This is a genomic window from Catenuloplanes nepalensis (assembly GCF_030811575.1).
In the GTDB taxonomy this organism is placed as follows: domain Bacteria; phylum Actinomycetota; class Actinomycetes; order Mycobacteriales; family Micromonosporaceae; genus Catenuloplanes; species Catenuloplanes nepalensis.
The window spans coordinates 7,472,386-7,497,831 of sequence record NZ_JAUSRA010000001.1 but is presented as its reverse complement, the minus strand read 5'-3'; the positions used below and the strand labels follow the sequence as shown (position 1 = coordinate 7,497,831).

The 25,446-nt window shown below is 72.5% G+C and carries 20 protein-coding genes; 12 read left to right on the top strand and 8 right to left on the bottom strand.

Translation table 11 applies throughout. From position 1 onward, the window contains the following. Positions 1 to 7: 7 nt before the first annotated feature. The gene (locus J2S43_RS32315) at positions 8 to 793 is read right to left on the bottom strand and encodes an ECF subfamily RNA polymerase sigma factor, BldN family (RefSeq protein WP_306839593.1); all 786 of its coding nucleotides are present in this window, start codon (positions 791 to 793) and stop codon (positions 8 to 10) included. Positions 794 to 1,291: 498 nt separating this feature from the next. Here J2S43_RS32315 and J2S43_RS32310 point away from each other — a divergent pair, with 498 nt between their 5' ends. Next, positions 1,292 to 1,540, top strand: a complete 249-nt coding sequence (locus J2S43_RS32310) for a glutaredoxin family protein (protein WP_306835526.1) — start codon at positions 1,292 to 1,294, stop codon at positions 1,538 to 1,540. Between the two features lie 16 nt (positions 1,541 to 1,556). Continuing rightward, positions 1,557 to 2,201, top strand: coding sequence for an HAD family hydrolase (locus tag J2S43_RS32305; RefSeq protein ID WP_306835523.1), 645 nt, complete (start codon positions 1,557 to 1,559; stop codon positions 2,199 to 2,201). Here the strand turns inward: J2S43_RS32305 and J2S43_RS32300 are convergent. Next, entirely contained in the window at positions 2,198 to 2,842 is a 645-nt protein-coding gene (locus J2S43_RS32300; RefSeq protein ID WP_306835521.1) for a response regulator, read from the bottom strand. The genes J2S43_RS32305 and J2S43_RS32300 overlap by 4 nt on opposite strands. Positions 2,843 to 2,852: 10 nt before the next feature. Further along, positions 2,853 to 4,133, bottom strand: coding sequence for a sensor histidine kinase (locus J2S43_RS32295; RefSeq protein ID WP_306835520.1), 1,281 nt, complete (start codon positions 4,131 to 4,133; stop codon positions 2,853 to 2,855). A gap of 419 nt (positions 4,134 to 4,552) precedes the next feature. On the opposite strand from J2S43_RS32295, the gene J2S43_RS32290 reads away from it, so the two are divergent. The 7 genes from J2S43_RS32290 (at position 4,553) to J2S43_RS32260 (ending at position 11,895) form a co-directional block, all read left to right on the top strand. Then, positions 4,553 to 5,326: a redox-sensing transcriptional repressor Rex gene (locus J2S43_RS32290; protein WP_306835519.1), complete on the top strand. Its 774-nt coding sequence runs from the start codon at positions 4,553 to 4,555 to the stop codon at positions 5,324 to 5,326. Continuing rightward, complete coding sequence (locus J2S43_RS32285; RefSeq protein ID WP_306835518.1) at positions 5,323 to 6,639, top strand: glutamyl-tRNA reductase; 1,317 nt, start codon at positions 5,323 to 5,325, stop codon at positions 6,637 to 6,639. The genes J2S43_RS32290 and J2S43_RS32285 overlap by 4 nt, the downstream gene beginning before the upstream one ends. Continuing rightward, complete coding sequence (gene hemC / locus J2S43_RS32280) at positions 6,636 to 7,664, top strand: hydroxymethylbilane synthase (protein WP_306835517.1); 1,029 nt, start codon at positions 6,636 to 6,638, stop codon at positions 7,662 to 7,664. The genes J2S43_RS32285 and hemC overlap by 4 nt, the downstream gene beginning before the upstream one ends. Further along, the gene (locus tag J2S43_RS32275) at positions 7,661 to 9,241 is read left to right on the top strand and encodes a bifunctional uroporphyrinogen-III C-methyltransferase/uroporphyrinogen-III synthase (protein WP_306835516.1); all 1,581 of its coding nucleotides are present in this window, start codon (positions 7,661 to 7,663) and stop codon (positions 9,239 to 9,241) included. Before hemC ends, J2S43_RS32275 begins: the two co-directional genes overlap by 4 nt. A gap of 27 nt (positions 9,242 to 9,268) precedes the next feature. Further along, on the top strand, positions 9,269 to 10,252 hold the full coding sequence (hemB, locus tag J2S43_RS32270) for a porphobilinogen synthase (RefSeq protein WP_306835514.1): 984 nt from the start codon (positions 9,269 to 9,271) through the stop codon (positions 10,250 to 10,252). Between the two features lie 80 nt (positions 10,253 to 10,332). After that, positions 10,333 to 10,665, top strand: coding sequence for a PadR family transcriptional regulator (locus J2S43_RS32265; protein ID WP_370881801.1), 333 nt, complete (start codon positions 10,333 to 10,335; stop codon positions 10,663 to 10,665). Between the two features lie 645 nt (positions 10,666 to 11,310). Next, positions 11,311 to 11,895, top strand: a complete 585-nt coding sequence (locus tag J2S43_RS32260) for a helix-turn-helix domain-containing protein (RefSeq protein WP_306835510.1) — start codon at positions 11,311 to 11,313, stop codon at positions 11,893 to 11,895. Between the two features lie 7 nt (positions 11,896 to 11,902). Here the strand turns inward: J2S43_RS32260 and J2S43_RS32255 are convergent, their stop codons facing one another. The 3 genes from J2S43_RS32255 to J2S43_RS32245 all read right to left on the bottom strand — a co-directional run bounded on the left by J2S43_RS32255 (position 11,903) and on the right by J2S43_RS32245 (position 18,127). Further along, entirely contained in the window at positions 11,903 to 15,169 is a 3,267-nt protein-coding gene (locus J2S43_RS32255; protein WP_306835509.1) for a lamin tail domain-containing protein, read from the bottom strand. 104 nt (positions 15,170 to 15,273) lie between these two features. Continuing rightward, positions 15,274 to 16,278 (bottom strand): GNAT family N-acetyltransferase, encoded by a 1,005-nt coding sequence (locus tag J2S43_RS32250; protein WP_306835508.1) that lies wholly within the window; start codon positions 16,276 to 16,278, stop codon positions 15,274 to 15,276. A gap of 91 nt (positions 16,279 to 16,369) precedes the next feature. Beyond that, positions 16,370 to 18,127, bottom strand: coding sequence for a lytic transglycosylase domain-containing protein (locus tag J2S43_RS32245; protein WP_306835507.1), 1,758 nt, complete (start codon positions 18,125 to 18,127; stop codon positions 16,370 to 16,372). A 107-nt stretch (positions 18,128 to 18,234) separates the two neighbouring features. On the opposite strand from J2S43_RS32245, the gene J2S43_RS32240 reads away from it, so the two are divergent. The 3 genes from J2S43_RS32240 (at position 18,235) to J2S43_RS32230 (ending at position 22,501) form a co-directional block, all read left to right on the top strand. Next, positions 18,235 to 18,447: an FmdB family zinc ribbon protein gene (locus J2S43_RS32240; RefSeq protein WP_306835506.1), complete on the top strand. Its 213-nt coding sequence runs from the start codon at positions 18,235 to 18,237 to the stop codon at positions 18,445 to 18,447. Between the two features lie 309 nt (positions 18,448 to 18,756). Then, positions 18,757 to 21,498 carry an adenylate/guanylate cyclase domain-containing protein gene (locus tag J2S43_RS32235; protein ID WP_306835505.1) on the top strand — a complete coding sequence of 914 codons (2,742 nt, stop codon included), beginning with the start codon at positions 18,757 to 18,759 and terminating at the stop codon, positions 21,496 to 21,498. 439 nt (positions 21,499 to 21,937) lie between these two features. Further along, positions 21,938 to 22,501, top strand: a complete 564-nt coding sequence (locus J2S43_RS32230) for a phospholipase (RefSeq protein WP_306835503.1) — start codon at positions 21,938 to 21,940, stop codon at positions 22,499 to 22,501. A gap of 44 nt (positions 22,502 to 22,545) precedes the next feature. Here J2S43_RS32230 and J2S43_RS32225 read toward each other — a convergent pair whose 3' ends face one another. Continuing rightward, on the bottom strand, positions 22,546 to 23,562 hold the full coding sequence (locus J2S43_RS32225) for a 2-oxoacid:ferredoxin oxidoreductase subunit beta (protein ID WP_306835501.1): 1,017 nt from the start codon (positions 23,560 to 23,562) through the stop codon (positions 22,546 to 22,548). Further along, a complete protein-coding gene (locus J2S43_RS32220; RefSeq protein ID WP_306835499.1) occupies positions 23,555 to 25,399 on the bottom strand; it encodes a 2-oxoacid:acceptor oxidoreductase subunit alpha in 1,845 nt (614 codons plus the stop codon). Before J2S43_RS32220 ends, J2S43_RS32225 begins: the two co-directional genes overlap by 8 nt. Positions 25,400 to 25,446 lie beyond the last annotated feature (47 nt).

Genomic DNA, 25,446 nt, shown 5'->3' with positions numbered 1-25,446 from the left:
GAACGGGTCACGGTTGGAAGCCGTCCGGCAGGAGCCGGGCCAGCGTGCGGACCGCCCGGTACTGCAGCGCCTTGATCGCCCCCTCGTTCTTGCCCATCGCCTGTGCGGTCTCCGCGACCGAGAACCCCTGGAGGAAGCGGAGCACGATGCACTCCTGCTGTTCCGGGTTGAGCTGCTTGACCGCGGTGAGCAGCGCCACGTTGGTGATGTGGTCGACGACCGCCGCTTCCGGGCTGCCTTCCGGCCCGCGGTCCTCGCGGTCGGCGTCGAGCACGTCGCCGGTGGTCACCTCCAGCCGGTAGCGGCCGGACTTGAAGTGGTCGGCGACCAGGTTCCGGGCGATCGTGACCAGCCAGGCGCCGAGGTCGCGGCCCTGCCAGGTGAAGCTGCCGATCCGTTTGAGCGCGCGCAGGAACGTGTCCGAGGTCAGGTCCTCGGCGAGCTGGCGGTTGCCGACCCGGAAGTAGATGAAGCGGAAGACGGTGTCGACGTACCGGTCGTAGATCAGCCCGAAGGCCGCGGCCTCGCCGGCCTGGGCGCGCTCGACGAGCGCCCACACCTCGGCGGCCGCGTCGGACGGGTCCGGCCGGCTCGGGCGCTGCGGCGCGTCCGGCCCGGTGGCCGGCGGCGGTGCGGTGTCCGTGGTGCGCTGCCCGGGCGGGGCCGGTTTGGCCGGCGCGCCGACCCGGCCGCCGTTGGTGGGCGTGCCGGTCCGGGGTGGTGCCTGGTTCGGTGGTGCGTTGGGCGGCCGGTTCCGGGTGCGCTCGCTGCCGCTGCTCTCCGCACGCGCCATCCCGATGGTGACGCCGAGGTGGTGGAGGCCTTCGTTGAGCGCGAGCCGGGCCGAAAAGACGATCCCGTCCGCGGCGTATCGGTACGTCACTGGGCCTCCTCCGCGCAGCCTCGTACTGAGGGCATATCGGCGCATCCGGCGGGTAAGGGGGGTCGGCGAGCCGGGAGCGGACGGGCACCCGCGAGGTGCAGTTGCGGTGCAAGATCGGGCACAACGGCCTCCTCTGGGTGAGGGGTGTCAACTCATAACAAAAGGGGTGAGTCGACCCTTTGAGATGATAGGGCCTGCCTCACCCGCACGTGTGGAGTCCGTTACATAGAGCAGGAGTATTTCGCGGAAACCGCACTTCCGTGTCGCACACCGTGTGCGTTACGCAAAACCATACGTGTGGTGACCAGGCGCTTACCTCGGGCGATGCCCCGACACGCCCGGACGCACTTGCACCGCGACACGCCGTCGCGGGTGTCCACCGGGGGTCACTCTGGCAGACTCGGCCGGATGCAGGAGCCCCGTCTGACCCTCATCACCCGGCCCGGCTGCCACCTGTGCGAGGCGGCCAAGGAGGCGGTCGACCGGGTGGTCGCCGCGACCGGTGACCGCTACGTCGAGATCGACGTCGAAAGCGACCTCGAGCTGGAGCGGGAGTACGGCGAACGCGTTCCCGTCGTGCTGCTGGACGGCCGGGAGCACGGCTACTGGCGGGTCGAGGAGGCGCGCCTTCTGGCCGATCTGGCGCAGCCCCGCTAGCCGCTAGCATCGCCCGATGGGCACTCGCACACACCTCGTCTGGGACTGGAACGGCACGCTCCTCAACGACCTGCAACTTGTCGTCGAGGCGACCAACGCGGCCTTCGCCAGCATCGCCGGCCCGGCGGTCACGCCCGAGCAGCACCGGCGCAACTTCCGCCGGCCGATCTCCGAGTACTACGCGCAGGTGCTGGGCCGCGCGGTCGACGCGGACGAGTTCGGCGTGCTCGACGGCATCTTCCACGACGCGTACCGGGACGGTCTGACCTCGGTCGCGCTGGCCGCGGACGCGGCGGACGCGATGCGCGACTGGGGCACGGAGCAGTCGCTGCTGTCCATGTGGTTCCACAGCGAGCTGGTGCCGGTCGTCGAGCGCTACGGGCTCACCGCGCACTTCCGGCGCGTCGACGGCCTGCCCGGCGCGGTCGGCGGCGGCCTGAAGGCGGAATACCTGGCCCGGCACCTGGCCGAGCTCGGCGTGGCCGGCACCGACGTGGTGCTGATCGGCGACTCGCTCGACGACGCGGACGCGGCGCACTCGGTCGGCGGCGCGGCCGTGCTCTACACCGGCGGATTCACCGACCCCGACCGGCTACGCGCGTCCGGCCTGCCGGTGGCCGACACCCTCTCCGAGGCCGTGAAGCTGGCGAAGACTCTCTAGCCGCCGAGGTACGTCAGCACCGCCAGCACCCGGCGGTGCTGCTCCTCGTCCGGGGGCAGTTGGAGTTTGGTGAAGATGTTGCGCACGTGCTTCTCCACCGCGCCGTCGCTGACCACCAGCTTCCGGGCGATCGCGGTGTTCGACCTGCCCTCCGCCATCAGCCCGAGCACCTCCCGCTCGCGCGGCGTCAGCCCGCGCAGCGGGTCGTCCCGGCGGCGCCGCGCGAACAGCTGTGCCACCACCTCCGGGTCCAGCACGGTGCCGCCGCCCGCGACCCGGCCGAGTGAGTCGAGGAAGTCCGCGACCGCGGCCACCCGGTCCTTGAGCAGGTAACCGATGGCGCCGGCCCGGTCGGCTAGCAGATCGTCGGCGTAGGAGACCTCGACGTACTGCGACAGCACCAGGATCGGCGTGCCCGGCACCAGGCTCCGCGCCTCGACCGCGGCGCGCAGCCCCTCGTCGGTGTGCGACGGCGGCATCCGCACGTCCACGATCGACACGTCCGGCCGGTGCTCCCGGACCGCCTCGACCAGCGCCGGCCCGGTGTCCACGGCCGCGGCCACCTCGTGCCCGTGCTCGGTCAGCAGCCGGATGAGACCTTCCCGCAACAGCACCGCGTCCTCGGCGATCACGACCCGCATGACCCCGTGTCTAGCACGGCAGGTCGACCCGCAGCTCCGTCGGCCCGCCCATCGGGCTGTCGATGCGCAGCGTGCCACCGGCCGCCTGCACCCGGTCCGCCAGGCCGGCCAGCCCGTGCCCCTTCGCCATGTGCGCGCCGCCGGCGCCGTTGTCCAGCACCGAGATGCCCAGCCGGTCGCCCACGTGCGCCACGGTCAGCCAGGCCTCGGAGGCGTTGCTGTGCTTGTTCACGTTGGCCAGCGCCTCCGCCGCCACGAAGTACGCGGCGTTCTCCACGGCCGGCTCCAGCCGGCCCATGTCACGATCAACGGCCAGTTCCACGGGTACGGAGGACCGCCCGGCCAGCGCGGCCAGCGCGCTCGGCAGCCCGCGGTCGGCCAGCACCGGCGGCGCGATGCCGCGGGACAGCGCGCGCAGTTCGTTGAGCGTGTCCACGGTGTGCGTGAGCGCCTCGCCGAGCGTGGCCTTCGCGGCCGCCGGATCCGTCTCCATCTGCTGCTGCGCGCGGCTGAGATCCATGGCGAGCCGGACCAGGCGCTGCTGCGGGCCGTCGTGGATGTCCCGTTCCAGCCGCCGCAGCGCGTGCGCCTCAGCGGATACCGCGGCCCGGCGCTGCCCCTCCAGCGTGGTGATCCGGGTCTGGAACTGCGCCATGCCGGTCAGCAGCACCCGGCCGGTGCCGGCGCTCAGCAGCGCGGCGCCGCGGACGACCAGCGGCAGCGTGGCGGCGAAGAAGATGCCGAGCGCGGTGTAGGCCGCGATCCGGGAGCCGCTGCTGTCCGGCAGGCCGAGCAGCTCGGGCAGGTCGGTGTTGTCCGACTCGTACGGCAGTGCCCAGTCCCACATCCAGTATGTGACGCCGCCGGCCGCACCGGCCCACCACACCACGGTGATGAGGAACGACACGGCGGAGACCGGCAGCCTCAGCAGCGCGTGGGCGAAGTCGAGCCAGGACTGGACGTCCAGGATCGGTGCGAACATCCGGGACCACAGCCCGCCGTTCTCCTTGGCCTTCCGGTACGCCGGCCGGATGTAGGGCGTGCGCAGCACCGCGGGCATGCGCAGCCGTTCCAGGTCCGCGAGCCCGCGGGCGATCAGCAGGCCGCCCGCCATGATCGGCAGGCCGATGACGGTGACCGCCATCCCGGCACCGAGCGTCACGGTGACGAGCGTCAGGATGAACCCGATCAACCCGAGCGGCAGACCGATCAGGACGTATCCGGAATCGATCAGCAATTGCCGCATCGGGGTCGGGGACGGGGTCCCCGATTCGGCGGTGAGCGTGGTCATGGCGAAACGCTAAGCCCTCGCCCGTGGGTATCCGATCCCGCGCGCACGCCTCTTCGTAGTAGGGCTCTCCCTACCGCGCACGGTGCGGTTACGCGCTATTTGCAGCATAAAAGCCATTTGGCGCATACTGATTGGCGGCTGTCTTCGGACGGTGCGGAGGTGGGCTGGTCGGGGCAGGGCCCCGGTGGAGACGGAGGGCTTCGGTGCACCGACGAAGCCCGGCGATTTCGCTAGCATGGACGGCGGCCGGTTGTCCACCGCTTGGGTCAAGATCGCGATTTGTGCACGCCTTCACAAGCGCCTACATTGTTAGCTCTATACGCCCCGTCAGGGCAGCCGGTAACGGCGGGTGTCGAGGGGCTTCCACAACGATCGATCCGCAGGGTCGGTCGAGGATCGCTACGTCGGCACGGAGTCACATGAGCCAGCACCCCCCGCCGGGCACGCCCGGGCATCCCGCGGCCGTCCCCGCGCTACCGGACCTCCCCGAGGCCACGGTCGCCCGGCTGCCGGAGTACCTGCGCGCACTGCACAACCTGGCGGAGGCGGGCCACGAGACGGTCTCCAGCGAGGAGCTCGCCGTGGCCGCCGGAGTCAACTCGGCCAAGCTGCGCAAGGACCTCTCCCACCTCGGGTCGTACGGGACCCGCGGCGTCGGCTACGACGTGACGCTGCTCGTCGACCAGATCGAGAGCGTGCTCGGCCTCACCCAGCGGCGCTCCGTCGTGCTCGTCGGCCTGGGCAACCTCGGCCACGCGCTCGCGGGGTACGCCGGGTTCGCCAGCCGGGGCTTCCGCATCGCCGCGCTCTTCGACGTCGACCCGGAGCTGGTCGGCCAGCGCATCCACGGCCTGACCGTGCGCCACCTGGACGAGCTGCCGCAGGTCGCGGCGGAGGACCCGATCTCGGTCGGCGTCATCTCCACGCCCGCGGAGGGCGCCCAGAGCGTCGCCGACCAGCTCGTGGCCGCCGGGGTCACCGGCATCCTGAACTTCGCTCCCTGCGTGCTGACCGTGCCCGCGGGAGTGGACGTCCGGAAGGTGGATCTCGCGATCGAGCTGCAGATCCTCTCCTTCCACCAACACCGCAAGTCGAGCGCGGCCGGACCGGCCGGGCTCACCGCCCTGCCCGGCGGCCTGACCGGGCCGGGAACACACCATTCCACCGACGCTGCGGAGGCGGTCGGATCGTGAAACTCCTCGTCGTCGGCGCGTCGTACCGCACCAGCCCGCTCCCGGTGCTGGAGCGGCTCGCGACGCCGCCCGCGGACCTGCACGGCATGCTGGAACGGCTGGTCGCCCAGCCGTACGTCGGCGAGGCCGTGGTGCTGTCCACCTGCAACCGGGTGGAGGTCTACGCGGCGGTCTCCGGCTTCCACGGCGGCCTCGGCGACATCTGCGCCGTGCTGGCCGAGCAGGCCGGCTTCGACGTCCCCACCGAGCTGGCGAGCCACCTCTACGTGCACTTCGACGGCGATGCCGTGGAGCACACGTTCAAGGTCGCGGCCGGTCTCGACTCCATGGTCATCGGCGAGCCGCAGATCCTCGGCCAGCTGCGCGACGCGTACCACTCGGCCACCGAGGCGGACTCGGCCGGCCGGCTGCTGCACGAGCTGATGCAGCAGGGCCTGCGGGTCGGCAAGCGGGCGCACTCGGAGACCGGCATCGACCGGGCCGGCCAGAGCGTGGTCACGGCCGCGCTCGAGGTCGCGGCGGAGCACCTGCCCGGCGGTCTGCACGGCCGCCCGGCGCTGGTCATCGGCGCGGGCGCGATGGGTGCGCTCTCCGTCGCCACGCTCAGCCGGGCCGGCGTCGGCCCGCTGCGCATCACGAACCGCAACGCACAGCGGGCCGAGCGGCTCGCCGAGGCGTACAGCGCGCAGGCGGTCGGCTACCCGGACGTGGCCACCGCGCTGCGCGACGCCGACCTGGTCGTCACCGCGACCGCGTCGCAGACGCCGGTGCTCACCCGCGAGCTGCTGGCGGAGGCCGTCGCCGGGCGGGCCGGCCGCGGCCCGCTGGTGGTGCTGGACCTCGCCCTGCCTCGCGACGTCGCACCGGACGCCGCGGACGTGCCCGGCGTGGTCGTGCTCGACATCGACCGGCTCGCCGAGGCCCGCCGGGACCACCCCGCGTCCGCGGACACGATCGCGGTGGAGAACATCGTCGCCGGCGAGGTGGAGAACTTCCTCGGCTGGCTGCGCGGCAAGGACGTCGCGCCGACCGTCGCCGCGCTGCGCGGGCGCGCCGACGACGTGGTCAGCTCCGAGCTGCGCCGGCTCAACCAGCGCCACCCGGAGTTCAGCGAGGATCAGCGCGCGGACGTGGCGAAGACGCTGCACCGGGTCGTGCAACAGTTGCTGCACCAGCCGACGGTCCGGGTCCGCCAGCTCGCCCAGTCACCCGGCGGCGACCAGTACGCGGCGCTGCTGCGCGAGCTGTTCGACCTGGAGATCCCGCAGGCGACCCACGCCGACGCCGTACCCGAGATCGGAGGGCAAGCGTGACCGACTCACCGAGCCCGGAGACCGGCGCGCCGCTGCGCCTGGGCACCCGGGGCAGCGCGCTCGCGCTCGCCCAGTCACAGCGCGTGGCGAACGCGCTCACCGCGGCCACCGGCCGGCCGGTCGAACTCGTCCGCATCGTGACCAGCGGTGACGCCTCCGCCGCGCCGGTGCGGACGCTCGGCGTCGGTGTGTTCGTCTCCGCGCTGCGCGACGCGCTCTCCGCCGGGAGGATCGACTTCGCGGTGCACAGCTACAAGGACCTGCCGACCGCACCGGCCGCCGGGCTGCACATCGCGGCCGTCCCGGCCCGGGAGGACCCGCGCGACGCGCTCGTCTCCCGCGACGGCCTGCGACTGACCGAGCTTCCCCCCGGAGCCCGGATCGGCACCGGCGCGGTCCGCCGCATCGCCCAGCTGCACGCGCTGGGCCTGCAGTTCGAGACCGTCCCGATCCGCGGCAACGTGGACACCCGGATCTCCCGGGTGGTCGGCCCGCACGCGGACCTGGACGCGGTCGTGCTGGCCCGCGCCGGCCTGACCCGGCTCGGCCGGGACGGCGAGATCACCGAGACGCTCGACCCGATGCTCATGCTGCCCGCGCCCGCGCAGGGCGCGCTCGCCGTGGAGTGCCGCGCCGACGACGCCGACCTGGTCGACCTGCTCGCCGTGCTCGACGACCCGGACACCCGCGCGGTCGTCGCGGCCGAGCGGTCGCTGCTCGCCACCCTGGAGGCCGGCTGCAGCGCACCGGTCGGCGCGTACGCGGAGATGGCCGAGGGCGATGACGGCGACGAGATCTACCTGCGCGGCGCCGTGATCGCCCCGGACGGCAGCCACGATGTGCGCCTGTCCCGCACCGGACGCCCGGCCGACGCCGTCGAGATCGGCAAGGCGCTCGCCGCCGATCTGCTCGACTCCGGTGCCGCCGGGCTCTGGACGGCCGGCCCCGCACAGCCCCCGAATGGCACGACTCCGAATGCCTCACCGCGGACCGCGGAAGCACATGTAACTGGGAGCACGCAATGACCCGCACCCGTAAAGCCGTAGGCCACATCGCGTTCGTCGGGGCCGGCCCCGGCGACCCCGGCCTGCTCACCCGCCGTGCGCACGACGCCGTCGTCGACGCGGACCAGGTGATCTACGACCGGGGTCTCCCCGAATCGCTGATCGAGGCATTGAAGGCGCAGGCCGCCGAGGACGCCCAGTTCACGCCCGCCGAGGGTGCCCCCGGCGACGTCGCCAAGGTGCTGCTCTCCGCCGCCCGTTCCGGGCTGCACGCGGCGTACCTGGTCGCCGGTGACCCGTTCGGACACGACTCGGTGGTCGCGGCGGTGCAGGCGGTCGCGCGTACCGCCGCGCACTTCGAGGTCGTGCCCGGCATCGGCCAGGCGGCCGGCGTCGCCACCTACGCGGGCGTGCCGCTGCCCGGCGTGCGCACCGCCGGCGACGTGGACGACGTGTCCACGCTCGACTTCGAGGCGCTCGCCGCCGCGCTCGGCCGCGGCTCGATCTCCCTCGCGGTCGACGCGGGCGACCTGGCCGCGGTCCGCGACGGGCTGCTGGCCGCGGGCGTCGACGGCACCACGCCGGTCGGTGTCACCGGCGACGGCACCGGCGACACCCAGCACACCACCACCTCCACCGTCGACTCGTTCGTCGCGGCCGCGCTCGGCTTCACCGGCCGCGTGGTGCTCACGCTCGGCGAGGGCGTCGCCGAGCGGGACAAGCTCAGCTGGTGGGAGAACCGCCCGCTGTACGGCTGGAAGGTCCTCGTCCCGCGCACCAAGGAGCAGGCCGGCGTGATGAGCGCGCGCCTTCGGGCGTACGGCGCGATCCCGTGCGAGGTGCCGACCATCGCGGTCGAGCCGCCGCGTACCCCGGCCCAGATGGAGCGGGCGATCAAGGGCCTGGTCGACGGCCGGTACGCGTGGGTCGTCTTCACCTCGGTCAACGCGGTCCGCGCGGTCTGGGAGAAGTTCGGCGAGCACGGCCTGGACGCGCGCCACTTCGGCGGCGTCAAGATCGCCTGTATCGGCGAGGCCACGGCCGAGGCGGTCCGGGCGTTCGGCATCCAGCCCGAGCTGATCCCGGCCGGTGAGCAGTCCTCCGAGGGCCTGCTGGCCGAGTTCTCCCCACACGACGAGATCCTCGACCCGGTCGGCCGGGTCCTGCTGCCGCGCGCCGACATCGCCACCGAGACGCTCGCGGCCGGCCTGGTCGAGCGCGGCTGGGAGGTCGACGACGTCACCGCGTACCGGACCGTCCGGGCCGCCCCGCCGCCCGCCGACATCCGCGACGCGATCAAGTCCGGTGGCTTCGACGCGGTGCTCTTCACCTCGTCCTCCACCGTCCGCAACCTGGTCGGCATCGCCGGCAAGCCGCACCAGCGCACGGTGGTCGCGGTGATCGGCCCGAAGACCGCGGAGACCGCGACGGAGTTCGGCCTGCGGGTCGACGTCCAGCCGCCGCACGCCTCGGTCCCGGACCTGGTCGAGGCGCTCGCCGGGTACGCCGTCGAGCTCCGCGAGAAGCTCGCCGCCATGCCGGCCAAGCAGCGCCGCGGCTCGAAGGTGCAGGGCCCGACCGCACTCCGCTTCCGTTAGCACGGACCCAGCCAAGGAAGGCTGACGATGTCCTTTCCCGACATTCGCCCCCGGCGTCTCCGCACCACCCCGGCCCTGCGCCGGCTGGTCGAGGAGACCCGGGTGGCGCCGGCCCAGCTCATCCTGCCGATGTTCGTGAAGGAGGGCCTCACCGCGCCGCGGCCGATCTCGTCGTTGCCCGGCGTGGTGCAGCACTCCCGCGACTCGCTGCGCAAGGCCGTGGTCGAGGCCGTGCAGGCCGGCGTCGGCGGTGTGATGCTCTTCGGCGTGCCGGAGACCCGGGACGAGACCGGTTCCGGCGGCCTCGACCCGGACGGCATCCTCAACGTTGCGCTGCGCGACGTCCGCGCCGAGGTAGGCGACGCCACGGTGATCATGAGCGATGTCTGCCTGGACGAGTTCACCTCGCACGGCCACTGCGGCCTGCTCGCCGCCGACGGCACCGTGGACAACGACGCCACGCTCGAGGCGTACGCCCGGATGGCCGTGGCCCAGGCAGACGCGGGCGCGCACGTGCTCGGCCCGTCCGGGATGATGGACGGCCAGGTCGGCGCGATCCGCAAGGCACTGGACGCCGCCGGCCACACCGACCGGTCGATCCTCGCCTACGCCGTGAAGTACGCGTCGACGTTCTACGGCCCGTTCCGCGAGGCCGTCGAGTCCGCGCTCGAGGGCGACCGCCGTACGTACCAGCAGAACCCCGCGAACCTGCGCGAGTCGATGCGCGAGGTGGCGCTGGACATCGCCGAGGGCGCCGACATGGTCATGGTCAAGCCGGCCCTGCCCTACCTCGACGTGCTCGCCCGGATCGCCGACACGGTCGACGTGCCGGTCGCCGCGTACCAGATCAGCGGCGAGTACGCGATGGTCGAGGCCGCCGCCGCGAACGGCTGGATCGACCGCGAGGCCGCGATCCTGGAGACGCTCACCTCGATCCGCCGCGCCGGCGCCCAGATCATCCTGAGCTACTGGGCCGTCGAGGCCGCCACACTGCTGCGAGCCCGCTACTAGCAGCGTCTCTGATGGGGACAGGCCACAAAAGCTCGTCCCCATACTCAGACAATCTTTATATTTGCTGGATGGCGAAGGCACTGCGGGAGCCCACGTTCTGGATCCTCACCGCGCTGACCGATCAGTCCCGGCACGGCTACGGCATCATCCGCGAGGCCGAGACCCTCTCCGGCGGCTCCGTCCGTCTCCAGGCCGGCACCCTCTACGCCGCCCTCGACCGCCTCTCCGCCGAGGGCCTCGTCGCCGTCGACCGCGAGGAGACCGTCGACGGCCGCCCCCGGCGCTACTACCGCCTCACCGACGACGGCGCCGCCGCCCTCGCCACCGAGGCCACCCGCCTCGCCCACAACGCCGCCACCGCCGCCACCCGCCTCCGCATCCGCCCCACCACCCCCGGCATCACCCCCGCCTGACCCCGCCCTGCGCCCCCAGCCTCACCCTCGCCTCACCCCGCCCGACCACACCGGCCTTACTCGCCCGCCCCCTCGCCGCGCAATCGACCCGGCACGTCCACCCCTGACCGCCGCCGGCGCAACCTCAGCCACGCCGGCCCCCGCACCCACTTCCCACTCTCGCTGGCGCCCCAGGCAACCTCGCCCCGGCCGCTTCCCCGGCCGCCGAGCCTCGGGTGCTGCACCGCCCTCAAGACCTCCCACCCGACCGGCCCGGTCGAGCATCCATCTCCCGGCCGGGCACTCTCCTCATCGCTCCCTCGCCCCGCCATGCCCCGAAGGGCGACAAATCGACGAATAGCAATAAGTTCACCCATGATCGCGACCGATTGTGCAGCAATTCAACGTGACCGATCAAACAGATTTCAGTCACGCGCAGTAACGCCCTGCCCTGCAGGCCCCCCTCGCTCTCACCCAGCCTTTGCTCTGCTTACCTCGGGGGCCGCGCTCATTTCCGCAGCTCATTCCGTTAAGTGCGGCGGCACGCCCGCATGTAAGCAGAGCAAAGGGAGGCGGTGGGGTGGGTGGGGGGGATTGCGGAGAGTGAGGGGGGTGGGGGAAGGGCGGGGTGGCTGGGGGTGGTGGTGTGGGGGCACAGTTCGCGGCATGACGAGAGCGAAGGTGAGGCGGAAGGGGCGGGCCGCGGGGTATGGGCGGCCGGTTCTGGTGGGTGAGGTGGCCGGGTTTCCGGTGGCGGGACTGGTGCGGCGGGCGCGGCGGATGTCGGACATGAGTCAGCGGGATCTGGCGCGGTGGGCGGAGGTGTCGGCGGGGGCGGTGGCGCGGGTGGAGACGGGTGGGCTGGCGCCGAGCGTGGCGTTGCTGGAGCGGATGCTGGGGGTGGCGGGCCTGCATCTGGTGGTGGTCGATCCGGAGGGGCGGATCGTGCAGCCGATGGCGGTGTGGGACGAGACGTATGACGGGGCGGGGCGGCGCTATCCGGCACACCTGTCGACGATTCTGGATCCGCGGGCGGGGGAGTGGTGGGGGGACCGGTACGGTCTGGCGCGGCCGCCGGAGACGTTTCACCGGTCGCCTGAGCTGCGGGAACGGCAGCGGCGGCGGAGCGTGTGGGAGGTGCGGGTGGCGCAGTTCCGGAATGTGCCGCCGCCGCCGATGTGCAGCGTGTGGATGGAAGACGGGAGGCCCGCCACCGTGGGTGACGGGCCTCTCGGGATTGCCGGCGGATAGGTGCGGGTCAGTCGTCGTTGAGGATGGTGCCGGTGGCGATCGGGTCGGTGTTGCGGACGCCGGGGATGCCGGCGACGAGCAGCGTCAGCTTCTCGTCGGCCTCCCGCTTGCGGTCGCCGTTGACGGAGACCGTGAACGTGGTGCCGGTCTGGCCGGCGGCGATGGTGGTGCAGCGGATCAGCGGGCTGTAGTCCGAGCCGGCCGAGGCGGTGATGCCCAGCGTGGTGGCGCAGACGACGACCGGCTTGGCGGTGGCGCGGGACAGCGAGACCGTGAACGCGAGCGGGCTGGTGCCCCTGTCGCCCTCGGTGACCTGCGCGTCGGTGACTGTCAGGGACGGGCGGGTGTGGAAGCGGGCGACCTGCGGGTCGTGGTCGCTGCTGCCGCGGGAGCCGTTGGTGGCGTCCTCGGCGGACCAGTCCGCGTTGATGTGCGCGGCGCGCATCTCGATCAGGTCGGCGTAGAGCGCGTCGTTGACGAACAGGTGGTCCAGCGTCTGCGTCTGGCCCTCGTACGAGTACGAGTAGGCCGACGACGGCGCGTCCGCCAGCAGGTCGTCGTACAGGTTGTGCAGGCCGGAGTCGTACAGCGGGCCGAGCTGGTCCGACGTGGCCGGGTTCGCCGCGGTGGCGATCGGGTCGTCGGGGCGCGGGAAGACGTTCAGGTCGCCGCCGTAGACGACCTTGGCCCCGGCGTCCGCGGCCTCGATCGCGTCGACGATCGCGGCACCGTAGGCGGCCTGCTCACGGCGCTGGCCGACGCGGGTGTCGGGACCGGACGAGTAGTGGTTCGCCACGGCCCAGAGCGTGTACGTGTCGGACGAGCCGGGCGCGGCCTTCACGGTGAACCTGCCGACCTGCGGGGCCCGGGTGAAGACGTTCGCGCCGTCGACGCCGGTGGACGTGTCCACGTCCGCGGGCAGGACCGCGTTCAGCGTCTTCGGGTTCTGCACGTCCGCGTTGCTCGCCAGTCCCGTGCTGCGATACCGCACGGTCGGGGACGAGCCCAGGACCGGGTCGGCCGCGGTCGCCGGGGCCAGCGCCAGCCGGTCGGTGCGGTAGAGGAACGCGGTCGTGATGCCGCGCGCGTCCGCGCCGTTCCGGTCGTACGCGGTGGCGTAGGCGGGGCCGCCGGCGCGGGTGATGGTCAGCGCCAGCTCCTGCAGCGTGTCCGGCGCGCCGTCCGCGTCGTTCGTGGTGCCGCAGACCAGCTCGCCACCGGCCACGGTGCAGATGTCCTGGTCCTCGGCCTCCTCGACCAGGATCAGGTCGGGCGAGTGCAGGTCGGAGCGGATCTGGTCGGCGAGGTTGGCCAGCTGCGTGTCGTACTCGGCCTGGCTGCCGGGCACGTAGTCGAACGGCGGGGAGACGCCCGCGCAGCCGGTGTTGCCGGTGAAGTCGCAGCCGTCGAACGGGTCGTCGCGGTAGTCGTAGAGGTTCTCCACGTTGTACGACGAGATCGCCAGCTCGGAGGAGCGGTCGGCCGGCTTCGGCGGGTTGTTCCGCGACGGGTCGGCGCCGTTCGCGAACGAGACGGACTCGGCCTGCACCGCGTACTTCTCGAAGGTGTAGTACAGACCGCCGATCGCGTCCGTGGTGAGCTTGTCGAACGTCTTCGCGCCCGGGATCAGCGCGGTGCTGTCATTCGAGGCCGCCTTCACGCCCATGCTGGCGATCATGATGCGGCTGCCGTTGCCGTTGTCGAACAGCTGGCCGGGCACGTCGTCCAGCGGGTGCGCGTCCCGGAACACCCGGCGGGCGTACTGGTCCTTGCGCTTCAGGAGCGGGTCGTCCCGGTCGAGCAGCCACACCTCGCCGTCCGCGGTCGACGGGTAGACGTTCCGGCCGCTGACCGTCTGCGCACCGGACCGCACGCGGACGCGCTCGCCCTCGTGCCGCTCCCAGAAGCGGTCCGCGGCGGCGAGGTCGGCCGGCGGGCGCGCGTCGGTGGTGGCGACCACGGCGTCCACGTCCAGGCCGGACGCGACCGTGCCGACCAGCGAGGCACTGCTGAGCTGCGTGTAGTTGTAGTACTCGGAGACGCGGGCGCGCAGCACCACCTCGTCGCCGGCGACCGGCACGTAACCGCCGATCAGCGACGTGAACGTGCTCATGAAGACGAAGATGCCGTCCGCGCTGGCCGGGTCGCCGTCGGTCGCGCCCAGCCGGCTCTGCAGGAAGAAGCCGTACGTGGTGGCGCCGGCCGACGTGCGCGCCTGGGTCAGCTGCGTGATCACGCCCTGGACGAAGTGGTACTCCGCGCTGCTGCCGTTGCCGGACGCGGGCGCCAGCGGCGAACGGTGGTCGCGCGCGTTGCCGGTGTCCGGCGTCGCGCCCTGCACCTCGCCCACGGTCAGCACCCCGGCGACGGTCACGCTGACCGTGCAGGACGCGGTGCCGCCGGAGGCGTCGGTGGCGGTGACCGTGACCGGGTAGGAGCCGGCCGGCACGGTCGCGGCCACGCCGACGGTCGCGGTCGCGGTGCCGCCCGCCGCGGTCGCCGGCGTGAACGCGGTCCGGGTGATGCCCGCGGCCGGGCTCGCCACGGTCAGCTCGGTGATCACGTCGTCCGCGTCGGTCGCGGAGACCGTGCCGCTGCCGGCCGTGCCGACCACGGTGGAGATTCCCGGGCAGGAGAACACCGGGGGCACGTCCACCGGGCCGCCGCCGTCGACCGCGTGGAAGCCGAGGCCGTCCACGGTGTCCGTGGCGAAGCCGGTCCACTGTGCCGCCGGGTCGAACGCGTCGTCGATCACCGTGTCGCCCGCGGTCACGCCCGGCAGGCGGCGCAGCGTGTTGTCGGCGGTGCTGGCCGGCCCGGTGCCCCACTCGGTGCCCGGATCGACGCCGGCCTGACCGAGCGAGTCGACCACGGTGGTGCCCTTGACCAGCACCAGCGCGTCGTCCCCGTTGTAGAAGCTCGCGCTCGACGTCTGGTCCGCGGCGGCCAGGATCGTCGCGTTCGCGGACGCGTGGGCCAGCACGAACACGTCGCCGTCCGCGACCGAGCCGGTCAGCGGCACGCTGCTGAACGTGGTGCCGCCGTTGAAGTACATCCGGAGCGCGTACGCGGAGAGGTCCACCGCCGCGCCCGTACCGTTGAAGATCTCGATGGCCTTGTTGTTGCTGCTGCCTTCGATGTATTCCGAGATAACGATGCTGGCTGAGGTGAATGGGTCGGGCGAGGCGGCGATCGCCACACCGGGCACGAGACCGACCGCCGCGACGGCGGTGATCGTGCCGGCCAGCGTGGCGCGCCAGAGCCGAGGGCGCATGAATCCTCCAGAGAGGGACGATCAGAACCAACGCACGTTAAGGCGCGTCACCGGCCGCCGTCCATCCACCGGTGGTCGTCTCCGTTAACTTTTCGCGCCGCAGCTCAGACGGCCTCCAGCCGGTGTCGTAGTTCGCCCACATCGGCCCCGTATTCGCACCACTCCCGATCCGGCTGGAAACCGAGCTCGGCGTTGACCTTGAGCATGGACTCGTTGGACTGCGCGTTCCACGTCTGCACCTCGGTCAGGCGCGGCTCCGCGGACCGCAGCTCGAACAGCATGCGTGCCTTGATCGCGCGGTCGATGCCGTAACCCCGGTGGTCCTGCACGACGATCGTGTCGTACTGATCCGCGCGCGTCGGATGCTGCAGCGGCACCACCACCTCGGTCAGGCCGGCCACCGCGCCGGTTCGCTCGTGCACGGCCAGCACTATGTGCGGCGTCATGCCGCGCCGGTGCAGCACGTTCAGGCTCTCCCGCAGCCGGCGGGCATCGTACGAGCTGGGGCGCAGATCGAGGTCGCCGTTGTCGCTGTCGCGCAGCTCGGCCTTGGCCACCGCGTAGGCCTCCAGCATGTCGTCCGGTGGACCGCCCGGGAAGTAGTCCACGCGGTAGCCGGCCGCGATGCCGCGCGCCATCTCGCCCAGCGACAGCCAGTCCACCGTGGACAGGCGGAGCACGCTGCGAGTCTCCACGTACTCCCGCTCGAAGCCGAGCGACTCGAAGAACGCGACGGCCGGGGTGCCGCCGACCACCTCGACGCCGATCGAGGAGAAACCCTCGGCGAAGACGCGGCGTGCGGCCGTGGCGACCAGGCGGCGGGCCAGGCCGGTGCGGCGCACCCGCGGGTGGACCAGCACCTCCAGCACCCCGATGCCGCCCAGCAGCAACACCGTCACCATGCCGGTCAGGACGCCGTCGCCGTCCTCCGCGACCCAGCAGACCCGGCGCTCGCTCGGCATCGTCTCCACCAGGTATTCCCGGAGGTGGTCGTCGCGCCACGGCGGATCGTCCGGCAGGTCGGCCGCCAGCGCCGCGTTCAGCGACTCCAGCAGGGCCTGGAACTCGCTGTCCGGCGCCGTCCGGGGGTCCCACTCGCGCACTGTCACGGATACAGCTTGCCGTGACAGTGCGCCGGAGGAAAGCGTGCACGCACTCCGGATCGTGTCGGCGACACCCCGGAGTGCCGATCTCGTCACGCTACGTCTGGCTGCGCACCCCGAAGTCGTTCGCCGCCTCGTACACCGACTGGGCGTAGGGCTCCACGTTGTTGTAGGTCAGGATCGCGTTCCACCAGTCCTCGGTGGTCGACAGGTCCTTGTCGTTCGCGCACAGATAGTTACCGGCCGCCAGGGCCGCATCGTCGATGTCGTTCGGGTCCGTGACGCCGTCGTTGTCCGCGTCGACCTTCCACAGCGCCCAGGTGGTCGGGATGAACTGCATCGACCCGATCGCCCGGTCGTAGGTGGTGTCGCCGTCCAGCCGGCCCTGATCGGTGTCCGGGATCAGCTTGCGGTCGCCCTGCCCGTCCAGCGGCAGGCCGTGGATCGGCGGGTTCGACTCGCCGTCCGGGAGCAGCGCCGCGCCGTTCGCCCGGCCGTGGTTGGACTCGACCCGGCCGATCGCCGCGAGCGTGGTCCAGTTCAGGTGGCAGTTCGGCTGGCGTTGGCCGACCACCCACTCCGCGTACCCGTACGCCTGCATGGCGACCGGCGGGATGTCGACCTTCGCACCGACCTGCTGGGCCCAGGCGGCGAGCGCGTCCGCCGGACGGGCACCCGGTACCGGTGCGGCCGGGGTGGCGCTGCCGGTCGGCGCGACCGGCAGGTCCGTGACCAGCGGCGGCAGCGGGACGTCCGTGGCCGGCACCGGCAGCGCGGTGTCGGCCGCCCCCGGGGTGGGGGTCGCGGCCGGCGGCGGATCGGTGGCCCGGTTGCCGGCGGTGGCCGGGACCAGGACGCCACCGGCCGTGCCGGCGGCGCCGAGCAGGGCGAGGAGCAGCAGACCGGGCAGCGTCAGGCGTCCCCACCGGCCGCGCCGCCAGGCCGCGGCTCCGTCGAGCGAGCGTTGAGCCATCCCGTGTACGGCGGGGAAGCGACGCAGCAGCGGGTTCAGCGGGACGGCGGCGTGCCGTGGCGTGGCGGGCGGCCGGAGGCGCCGCCGGGTGAGCCGGGCCAGGCCGAACGCGGCGCTGCCGGCGAGCGCGGGCTCCTTCACCGCGGGCAGGCCGGTCTTCGTCGCGCCGAGGTCACCACCCGAGCCGGGCGTGCCGTCGCCGGGGTCCCCGTCCCTGCCGCGGCCGGTGGCCTCGGCCGTCCCGGTCGTGGAGCCGGCGGTGAGGCCGCTCGCGGCGGCACCGGCCGTCGTCCCGGCCGGCTTCGCGTTCTGGCCCGCTCCGGCGGTGTCCGGCTTCGCGCTCGTCCCGGCCGGGGCGGTGGTGTCCGGTTTCGCGCTCGCACCGGCGTGGGCGTTCCCGTCCGGTGCCGCGTCCGCGCCGGCCGCGGCACGGGCCGTCGTGGCCTGCGCACCTGCCGCCGCGCCGGGCTCCGGCTTCGCGGGCTTCCCCGCCTCCGCGGCGGCGGGCGCGGTCGGGTCCGGGGACGTGCCGAGGGCCGGGCTCGTCGTCGCTGCCGGTGGTTCCGTGGATGTCCGCGGGCGTGGGGAGCGGGTGGTCTCGTTCGTGGCCGCGCCGACTCCGCTATCGGGTGAATCCGCCTCGATCACGGACGAGCCGAACGGGCGGGTGGCGGCGAATTCCGGCGTGTCCCGTTCCGCGCTCCCGGCCGTACCCCCGGGGGATGTGCCGGATTTGCCGGAGGGCGGTTCCGGCTGCTCGATCGAGTCGCTGGCGACGCCCCATGAGCGCGGGGCCGGAATGGTGGTCTTCCCCGCATCGACCGGTTTGCCCGATGAAATGTCCGTTCCCGGCGATGATGGTTCTTTGGTAGGACTGTCCATATTCGGCATCCCTGACTCCGGCCGGCCGTCCCCGTCCATCACTCGTCGAACCTTACCCATGTCCGCGCGACTGCCGGAACCGGTGCGCGCCGCCGTACCCTCTTGTCATGCCACGCTACGACTTCCGCTGCCGGGCCTGCGGCGCGACCTTCGAGGTCAACCGCCCGATGATCGAGGCCACCGACCCCGCTTCGTGCCCGGACGGTCACGACGACACCGTGAAATTGCTCTCCACCGTCGCGGTCGCGGGCCGCGCCGGCGCGACTCCGGCACCCGCCGGCGGAGGCGGGTGCTGCGGCGGCTCCTGTGGTTGCGGATAAGGCTATAAAAAGCACATATCCCCGCAATTTCGGCGGGTTTAAACCGTACGTCAGGGCCTTTCGGATGATCATCCGGATGGTCGCCAGCTCTGACCTGTCGTGCCACAACCGGCCCCGGCCGGTCTCGTTGTCCCAGCCGTAGTCGCCCGGCCGACACCCGGTGCGGGGGAAGCGGCGGCTCGTTGACCTCGTGCTCGGCTACTACCTTGGGGGAGCCGGGGCCATCCGTTTCGAGGATGTACCTGGTCGAGCGGGTACGGCAGCATGAATCGCGACTTCCAGGGGGCGGAGGTTCCACGCGTGCCGGCAATGGATCACCTGCCAAGCGGCCTGGTGACGTTCTTGTTCACCGACATCGAGGGTTCGACACGGTTGGCCCAGATGCTCGGTGCGGGATACCGGCCGGTGCTCGAAGAGCATCGGCGGCTGCTGCGCGGAATCATCGCGGCACACCACGGCACCGAGCTGTTCACCGAGGGTGACTCCTTCTTCGTCGCGTTCGCCGACGCCTCGGACGCCGTCACCGCCTGCCTGGCCGCCCAGCGCGCGCTCGCCGCCCACGCCTGGCCCGTGCCCGGTGCCGCCCCCAGGGTCCGGATGGGCCTGCACAGCGGCTACGCCACCCCGGTCGGCCGGGAGTACGCGAGCCCCGAGGTGCACCGCGCCGCCCGGGTCGCCGCCGCCGCGCACGGCGGCCAGGTGCTCTGCTCGGCCGCGACCGCCCGCCTCGCCGCCGCGATACCGGCCGACACCGGGCTGCTCGACCTCGGCCTGCACCGGCTGCGCGGCTTCGACGGCCGCGAGCGCCTGTTCCAGCTGACCGCCCCCGGCCTGGAGACCGAGTTCCCGCGCCCGCGCACCGAGGCGGCCGCGCACAACCTGCCGCACCAGGCGACCACGTTCGTCGGCCGTGGCGCCGAGTGCATCGAGCTCGCCACGCTCGTCGAGACGCACCGGCTGGTCACCGTGGTCGGCCCGGGCGGCGCGGGCAAGAGCCGGCTCGCGGTCGAGACCGCCGGCGGGCTGGTCGAGCGCTTCCCGGACGGCGTGTGGTACGTCGACGTGGCCCCGGTCACCGACTCCGGCCTGGTCGCGTTCGCGGTCGCGGCCGTGCTCGGCCTGCGACCGGAGCCGGGCCGCCCGATCCTGGACACCCTCGTCGAGTCCGCCGCGAACCGGCGCATGCTGCTCGTCCTGGACACCGGCGACGCCCAGCTCGCCGCGGCCGCCGAGGTGATCTCCTCACTGCTGACCGGCGGGACCGGCGCGAAGGTCCTGGCCACCAGCCGCGAGCCGTTCCGGGTGGCCGGCGAGGTCGTCTGGCGCATCCCGCCGCTCTCCGTCGCGCCCGGCCCCGGCGGCGCCCCGTCCGACGCGGTCGCGCTGCTGATGGACCGCACCTCCCTCGCCCGGGGCGGGCGCGCGCCCAGCCCGGCCGAGGTCACCCACCTGGCCCGGGTCGCCGGGCGGCTCAACGGGCTGCCGCTCGCGATCGAGCTGGCCGCGGCCCGGCTGCGCCTGCTCTCCGCCAGCCAGCTCGCGGAACGCCTCGACGACCTGCTCGGCGCGCTCGACGCCGGCTCGGGCGACACCGACGCCACGGTCGCGATCGGCCCGGCCGCCCGCGCCGCGTCCGCCGCCTCCCGCAACCAGACCATGCAGGCCACGGTCACCTGGTCGTACCGGACGCTCGGCCCGCGCGCGGCCCGGCTGCTGCGCTGGCTGTCCGTCTTCGCCGGCCCGGTCGACCTGCCCACGGTCGAGTGGGTGCTCAAGGACGACCCGCTCGACCCGCTCGCCGTGCTGGTCGACAAGTCGATGGTTCAGGTCGAGCCGCACGCGTCCGGCACGCTCTACCGGATCCTCGACCCGATCAAGGCGTACGGCGCCCGCCGACTCGCCGACGCGGGCGAGGAGCACTTCGCCCGGGACCAGCACGTCGACTGGTCCATGCAGGCACTCCAGCGCGCCCACCTGGACCAGGGCGGGCAGCCGATCACGCTGTCGCTCTACGCGCTCGACCCACTCGCCGACGAGGTCCGCGCCGCGCTGCGCTGGACGTCGACCGGCGGCAGCGCGCGCAGCGGCCTGCACCTCGCCCAGGGCCTGGACCAGTGGTGGCGCGAGCGCGGCCTGGCCCGTGAGGGGCGGCTGTGGCTGTTCCGGATGTACGGGAGGATGGCCGAGACCGGCGAGCCGATCCCGGACGCCGAGCTGGCCCTGGCGTACCACATGCACTCGCTGCACGCCGGCGCCGACGGTGAGTCCGCCGAGGAGCAGCGCTTCGCCCAGCGCGCCGAGATGCACGCCCGCCGCTCCGGTGACCCCGGCCTGCTCGTCCGCGTCCTCTCCACCCGCGGCGGCCCGCTGATCTTCCAGGGGCAGTACGCCGAGGCCGAGCGCCAGGTCTGCGAGATCATCGAGTGGGCCACCGCGAACGGCGTGCCCGGCGACGCGCTCTACGCCATCTACAGCCTCGCCGAGCTGCTCTGGCGGCGCGGCGCGCTGGACGAGGCCGCCGAGCTGCTCGGCGCCGCCCGCAACGTCGAGGCCGGCCGCCCGCTGGAGCGCGGCCGCCGCGGCGTCGACATGCTGCTCGGCATGATCGCGCTCGGCCGCGGCGATCTGGTCGCCGCGCACGAGCACCTGGTCGTCGCGCTCCGCTCGCGGATGGGCCACGGCTTCCACCGGCGCGCCTGCGACGCGATCAACGCGATGGCCGTGCGCTGCGCGATGGGCGGAGACCCGGTCTCCGCCGCCCGCCTGTTCGGCGCCACGGCCGCGATGCGCTCGTCGCTGCGCAGCACGCCCGGCATCTTCGCCAACTACTGGACCGAGCACCAGCAGTTCGTCCGCGCGGTCATCGGCGACGACGCGTTCGACCGCGCCTACGCCGAGGGCAACGACCTCTCGCTCCCGGAGGCCGCGGCCGCCGCGCTCGCCATCGAGCACCCCGACCTCAGCTCCGACACCGGCCGCTTCCTCGACACCGGCCGCCTCCTCGACCTCGACACCCGGACGATCGAGCTCCCCCCGGGCCGCCGCCCCTGACCCGGTCCGGCGCCGGTCGTCTGCCACCTCGTGTGCCCACGGCCGGGCCTCCGCGCGCCTCCGGTGCGTGCCCTCGGCCAGCGCGCTCATGATCGAGACACCCACCAAAACGTCACCTTAACTGGCGGTCATCCCCGTTTCACCCGCCTTATACCGTATTGCGGCAGGCTTTGCTCTGCTTACCTAGCAGGGAATCGGCTCAAACCGGACGCGGTCGGGTCACCGATGCGCCGGTCGCCGACAGGTAAGCAGAGCAAAAGGGGGCGGAGAGGGCGGGCTGTTCTCGCGGTCTCCGCCAAGTGTTCAAGCGGACTCCTCCATTGAAGGCGGGCGATCCGCGCAGACTTGGGGTCCGCTCAGGCGATCGAAGAGTAGCCGCGGGCGGGAGATGCCGGACCGCCCGCGTCACCCCCGCGGGCCCACCGTTCAGGAGCCCTGGATGCCCCTATTGCTGTCGGCTGACCCCATCCCCACCGTCAAGAGGCTCGGCGCCGTCCTGGTGGCGCTGCTGGCCGTGCTGGCGATCGCGAGCCCCGCCGCCGCGGCCGTGACGCCCGCGCAGAAGGCCGCGACGCTCGCGAGCTTCACCCAGACCGGCGTCACCAGCTACAACGCCTGGAACGCGGCGCGCCAGAACCAGGGCGCCTGGGCCGAGTACGGGTTCGACTGGTCGACCGACTACTGCTCGTCCAGCCCGGACAACCCGCTCGGTTTCGACTTCGCGCTCTCCTGCCACCGGCACGACTTCGGCTACCGCAACCACAAGGCGGCCGGCACGTTCCCCGCGAACAAGAGCCGGATCGACTCGGCGTTCTACGAGGACCTGAAGCGGAAGTGTGCCACCTACCCGTCCGCGACCCGGCCGGCCTGCAGCAGCCTGGCCTGGGTCTACTACCAGGCCGTGGCGGTCTTCGGCTCGGTCTCCGCGGTGCGGCAGTCCGACCTGGACGCCGCCGCGAGGCTGAAGGAGCAAGGGCTCAAGGCCGAGGCCAACGCGGCCTGAGACGGGCCAGGGGCCTCGCGAGGAGGCCCCTGGTCCCTGGTCCCTCAGATCGTCCAGGTGTCGCCCGCGTGCAGCAGGCCGGTCAGCATCTCCTCCGGTGTGCCGGTCGCGGCCTCGCGGGCGTCCGCGACCTGCCGCTGCAGCACCTCGTCGTAGGTCGGGCGGGCCACCGCCCGGAACACGCCGATCGGGGTGTTGCGCAGGTCGAGGCCGGGCAGCCGGGAGAGCGCGAACGCGTACGCCGGGTCCGCCACCGTCTCGTCGTGCACCACGATCTCGGACGGGTCGACCGAGGCGGTGGGCCGGACCGAGAGGCCGAAGCCGCCGGGCGGGTGCACCACGCACGAGTCGCCGAACGTGATCGGCTGCCCGTGCTCCAGCCGGATCAGGTACTCGTCCCGCGTACCCGCGTCCTTGAGGGTCTCGAAGGCTCCGTCGTTGAAGATGTTGCAGTTCTGGTAGATCTCCACGAACGCCGAGCCCCGGTGCGCGGCCGCGGCGCGCAGCACCGACTGCAGGTGCTTGCGGTCCGAGTCGATCGTGCGGGCGACGAACCCGGCCTCCGCACCGAGCGCCAGTGACAGCGGGTTGAACGGTGCGTCCGCGGACCCGACCGGCGTCGACTTGGTGATCTTCCCCAGTTCGGAGGTCGGCGAGTACTGCCCCTTGGTCAGCCCGTAGATCCGGTTGTTGAACAGCAGGATCTTCAGGTTGACGTTCCGGCGCAGCGCGTGGATCAGGTGGTTGCCGCCGATCGAGAGCGCGTCGCCGTCGCCGGTGACCACCCAGATGGACAGGTCGGGCCGGGTGGCGGCGAGACCGGTCGCGATCGCGGGCGCGCGGCCGTGGATCGAGTGCATGCCGTAGGTGTTCATGTAGTACGGGAAGCGGGAGGAGCACCCGATGCCGGAGATGAAGACGATCCGCTCGCGCGGGATGTTCAGCTCCGGCATGAAGCCCTGGACCGCGGCCAGGATCGCGTAGTCCCCGCAACCGGGGCACCAGCGCACCTCCTGGTCGGACTTGAAGTCCTTGGCGGTGAGTTTCAGCAGCTCAGCCATTCTTCACCACGTCCTCCAGCATGGTCTCCAGCTCGCCCGCGGTGAACGGAAGACCATTGACCTTGTTGTACGGCAGCGCGTCCACCAGGAACCGCCCGCGGATCACATGCGCGAGCTGCCCGAGGTTCATCTCCGGGACGACCACCTTGTCGTAACCGGTCACGACCGACTCCAGGTTGGCGGGCATCGGGTGCAGGTGCCGCAGGTGCGCCTGCGCGATGGTCAGCCCGCGCTGCCGCAGCGCCCGGCAGGCCGCCCCGATCGGCCCGTACGTCGAGCCCCAGCCCAGCACCAGCACGCTCGCCGAACCGTCCGGGTCGTCCACGGTCACGTCCGGCACCGGGATCGTCTCGATGCGCTGGGCCCGGGTGCGCACCATCAGGTCGTGGTTCGCCGGGTCGTACGAGATGTCGCCGGTCTTGTCCGCCTTCTCCAGCCCGCCGATCCGGTGCTCCAGCCCGGCCGTGCCCGGTACCGCCCACGGCCGCGCCATCGTCTCCGGATCCCGCAGGTACGGCAGGAAGCGCCCGTCCGGCGAGTTCGCGGTGGACGCGAACTCGACGGTCAGGTCCGGCAGCGACGCCACGTCCGGCAGCAGCCACGGCTCCGACCCGTTCGCCACGTAGTTGTCGGACAGCAGGATCACCGGCGTGCGGTAGGTGAGCGCGATCCGGGCCGCCTCGATCGCGGCGTGGAAGCAGTCCGACGGCGACTGCGGCGCGATCACCGCGACCGGCGCCTCACCGTGCCGGCCGAACAGCGCCATGTTCAGGTCGGCCTGCTCGGTCTTGGTCGGCATACCGGTCGACGGGCCGGCCCGCTGCACGTCCACGATGACCAGCGGCAGCTCCAGCGCCACGGCCAGCGAGATCGTCTCGCCCTTCAGCGCGACGCCGGGACCGCTGGTGGTGGTGACGCCGAGCGCGCCGCCGTAGGACGCGCCGAGCGCGGCACCGATCGCCGCGATCTCGTCCTCGGCCTGCATCGTGGTGACGCCGAGCCGCTTGTGCTTGGACAACTCGTGCAGGATGTCCGAGGCCGGCGTGATCGGATAGGCGCCGAGGAAGACCGGCAGTCTCGCCCGCACCCCGGCCGCGACCAGGCCGAGCGAGAGCGCGGCGTTCCCGGTGATGTTGCGGTACGTCCCGGAGGCCATCGGCGCGGGCGCGATCTCGTACCGCACCGCGAAGTCCTCGGTCGTCTCGCCGAAGTTCCAGCCCGCGCGGAACGCCGCCTGGTTGGCCGCGACCAGCTCCGGCCGGGCCGCGAACTTTCGCTCCAGGAACCGCAGCGTGGACTCGAACGGGCGGGAGTACAGCCAGCTCAGCAGCCCGAGCGCGAACATGTTCTTGGCCCGCTCGGCGTCCTTCTTCGACACTCCGGCGTCGGCGAGCGCGGCCACGGTCATCGAGGTCAGCGCGACCGGATGCACGGCGAACCGGGACAGTGAGCCGTCCTCCAGGGGATTCGCCGCGTACCCCACCTTGGTCAGGCTGCGCTTGCTGAACTCGTCGGTGTTGACGATGATCGCGGCGCCCGCGGGCAGCTCGGCCAGGTTGGCCTTGAGCGCGGCCGGGTTCATCGCGACCAGCACGTCCGGCGCGTCGCCCGGGGTGAGGATGTCGTAGTCGGCGAAGTGCACCTGGAAACTGGAGACGCCGGGCAGCGTGCCGGCCGGTGCACGGATCTCGGCGGGGAAGTTGGGTAGCGTGGAGATGTCGTTGCCGAGCTGCGCCGTCTCCGACGTGAACCGGTCTCCGGTGAGCTGCATGCCGTCACCGGAGTCGCCCGCGAAGCGGATGACCACCCGATCCAGCCGGCGCACCTGCTTGCTCATGCCTGCACCCTTCGATCGCCTCAGGGATGTGTGTGTGCCAAGACACA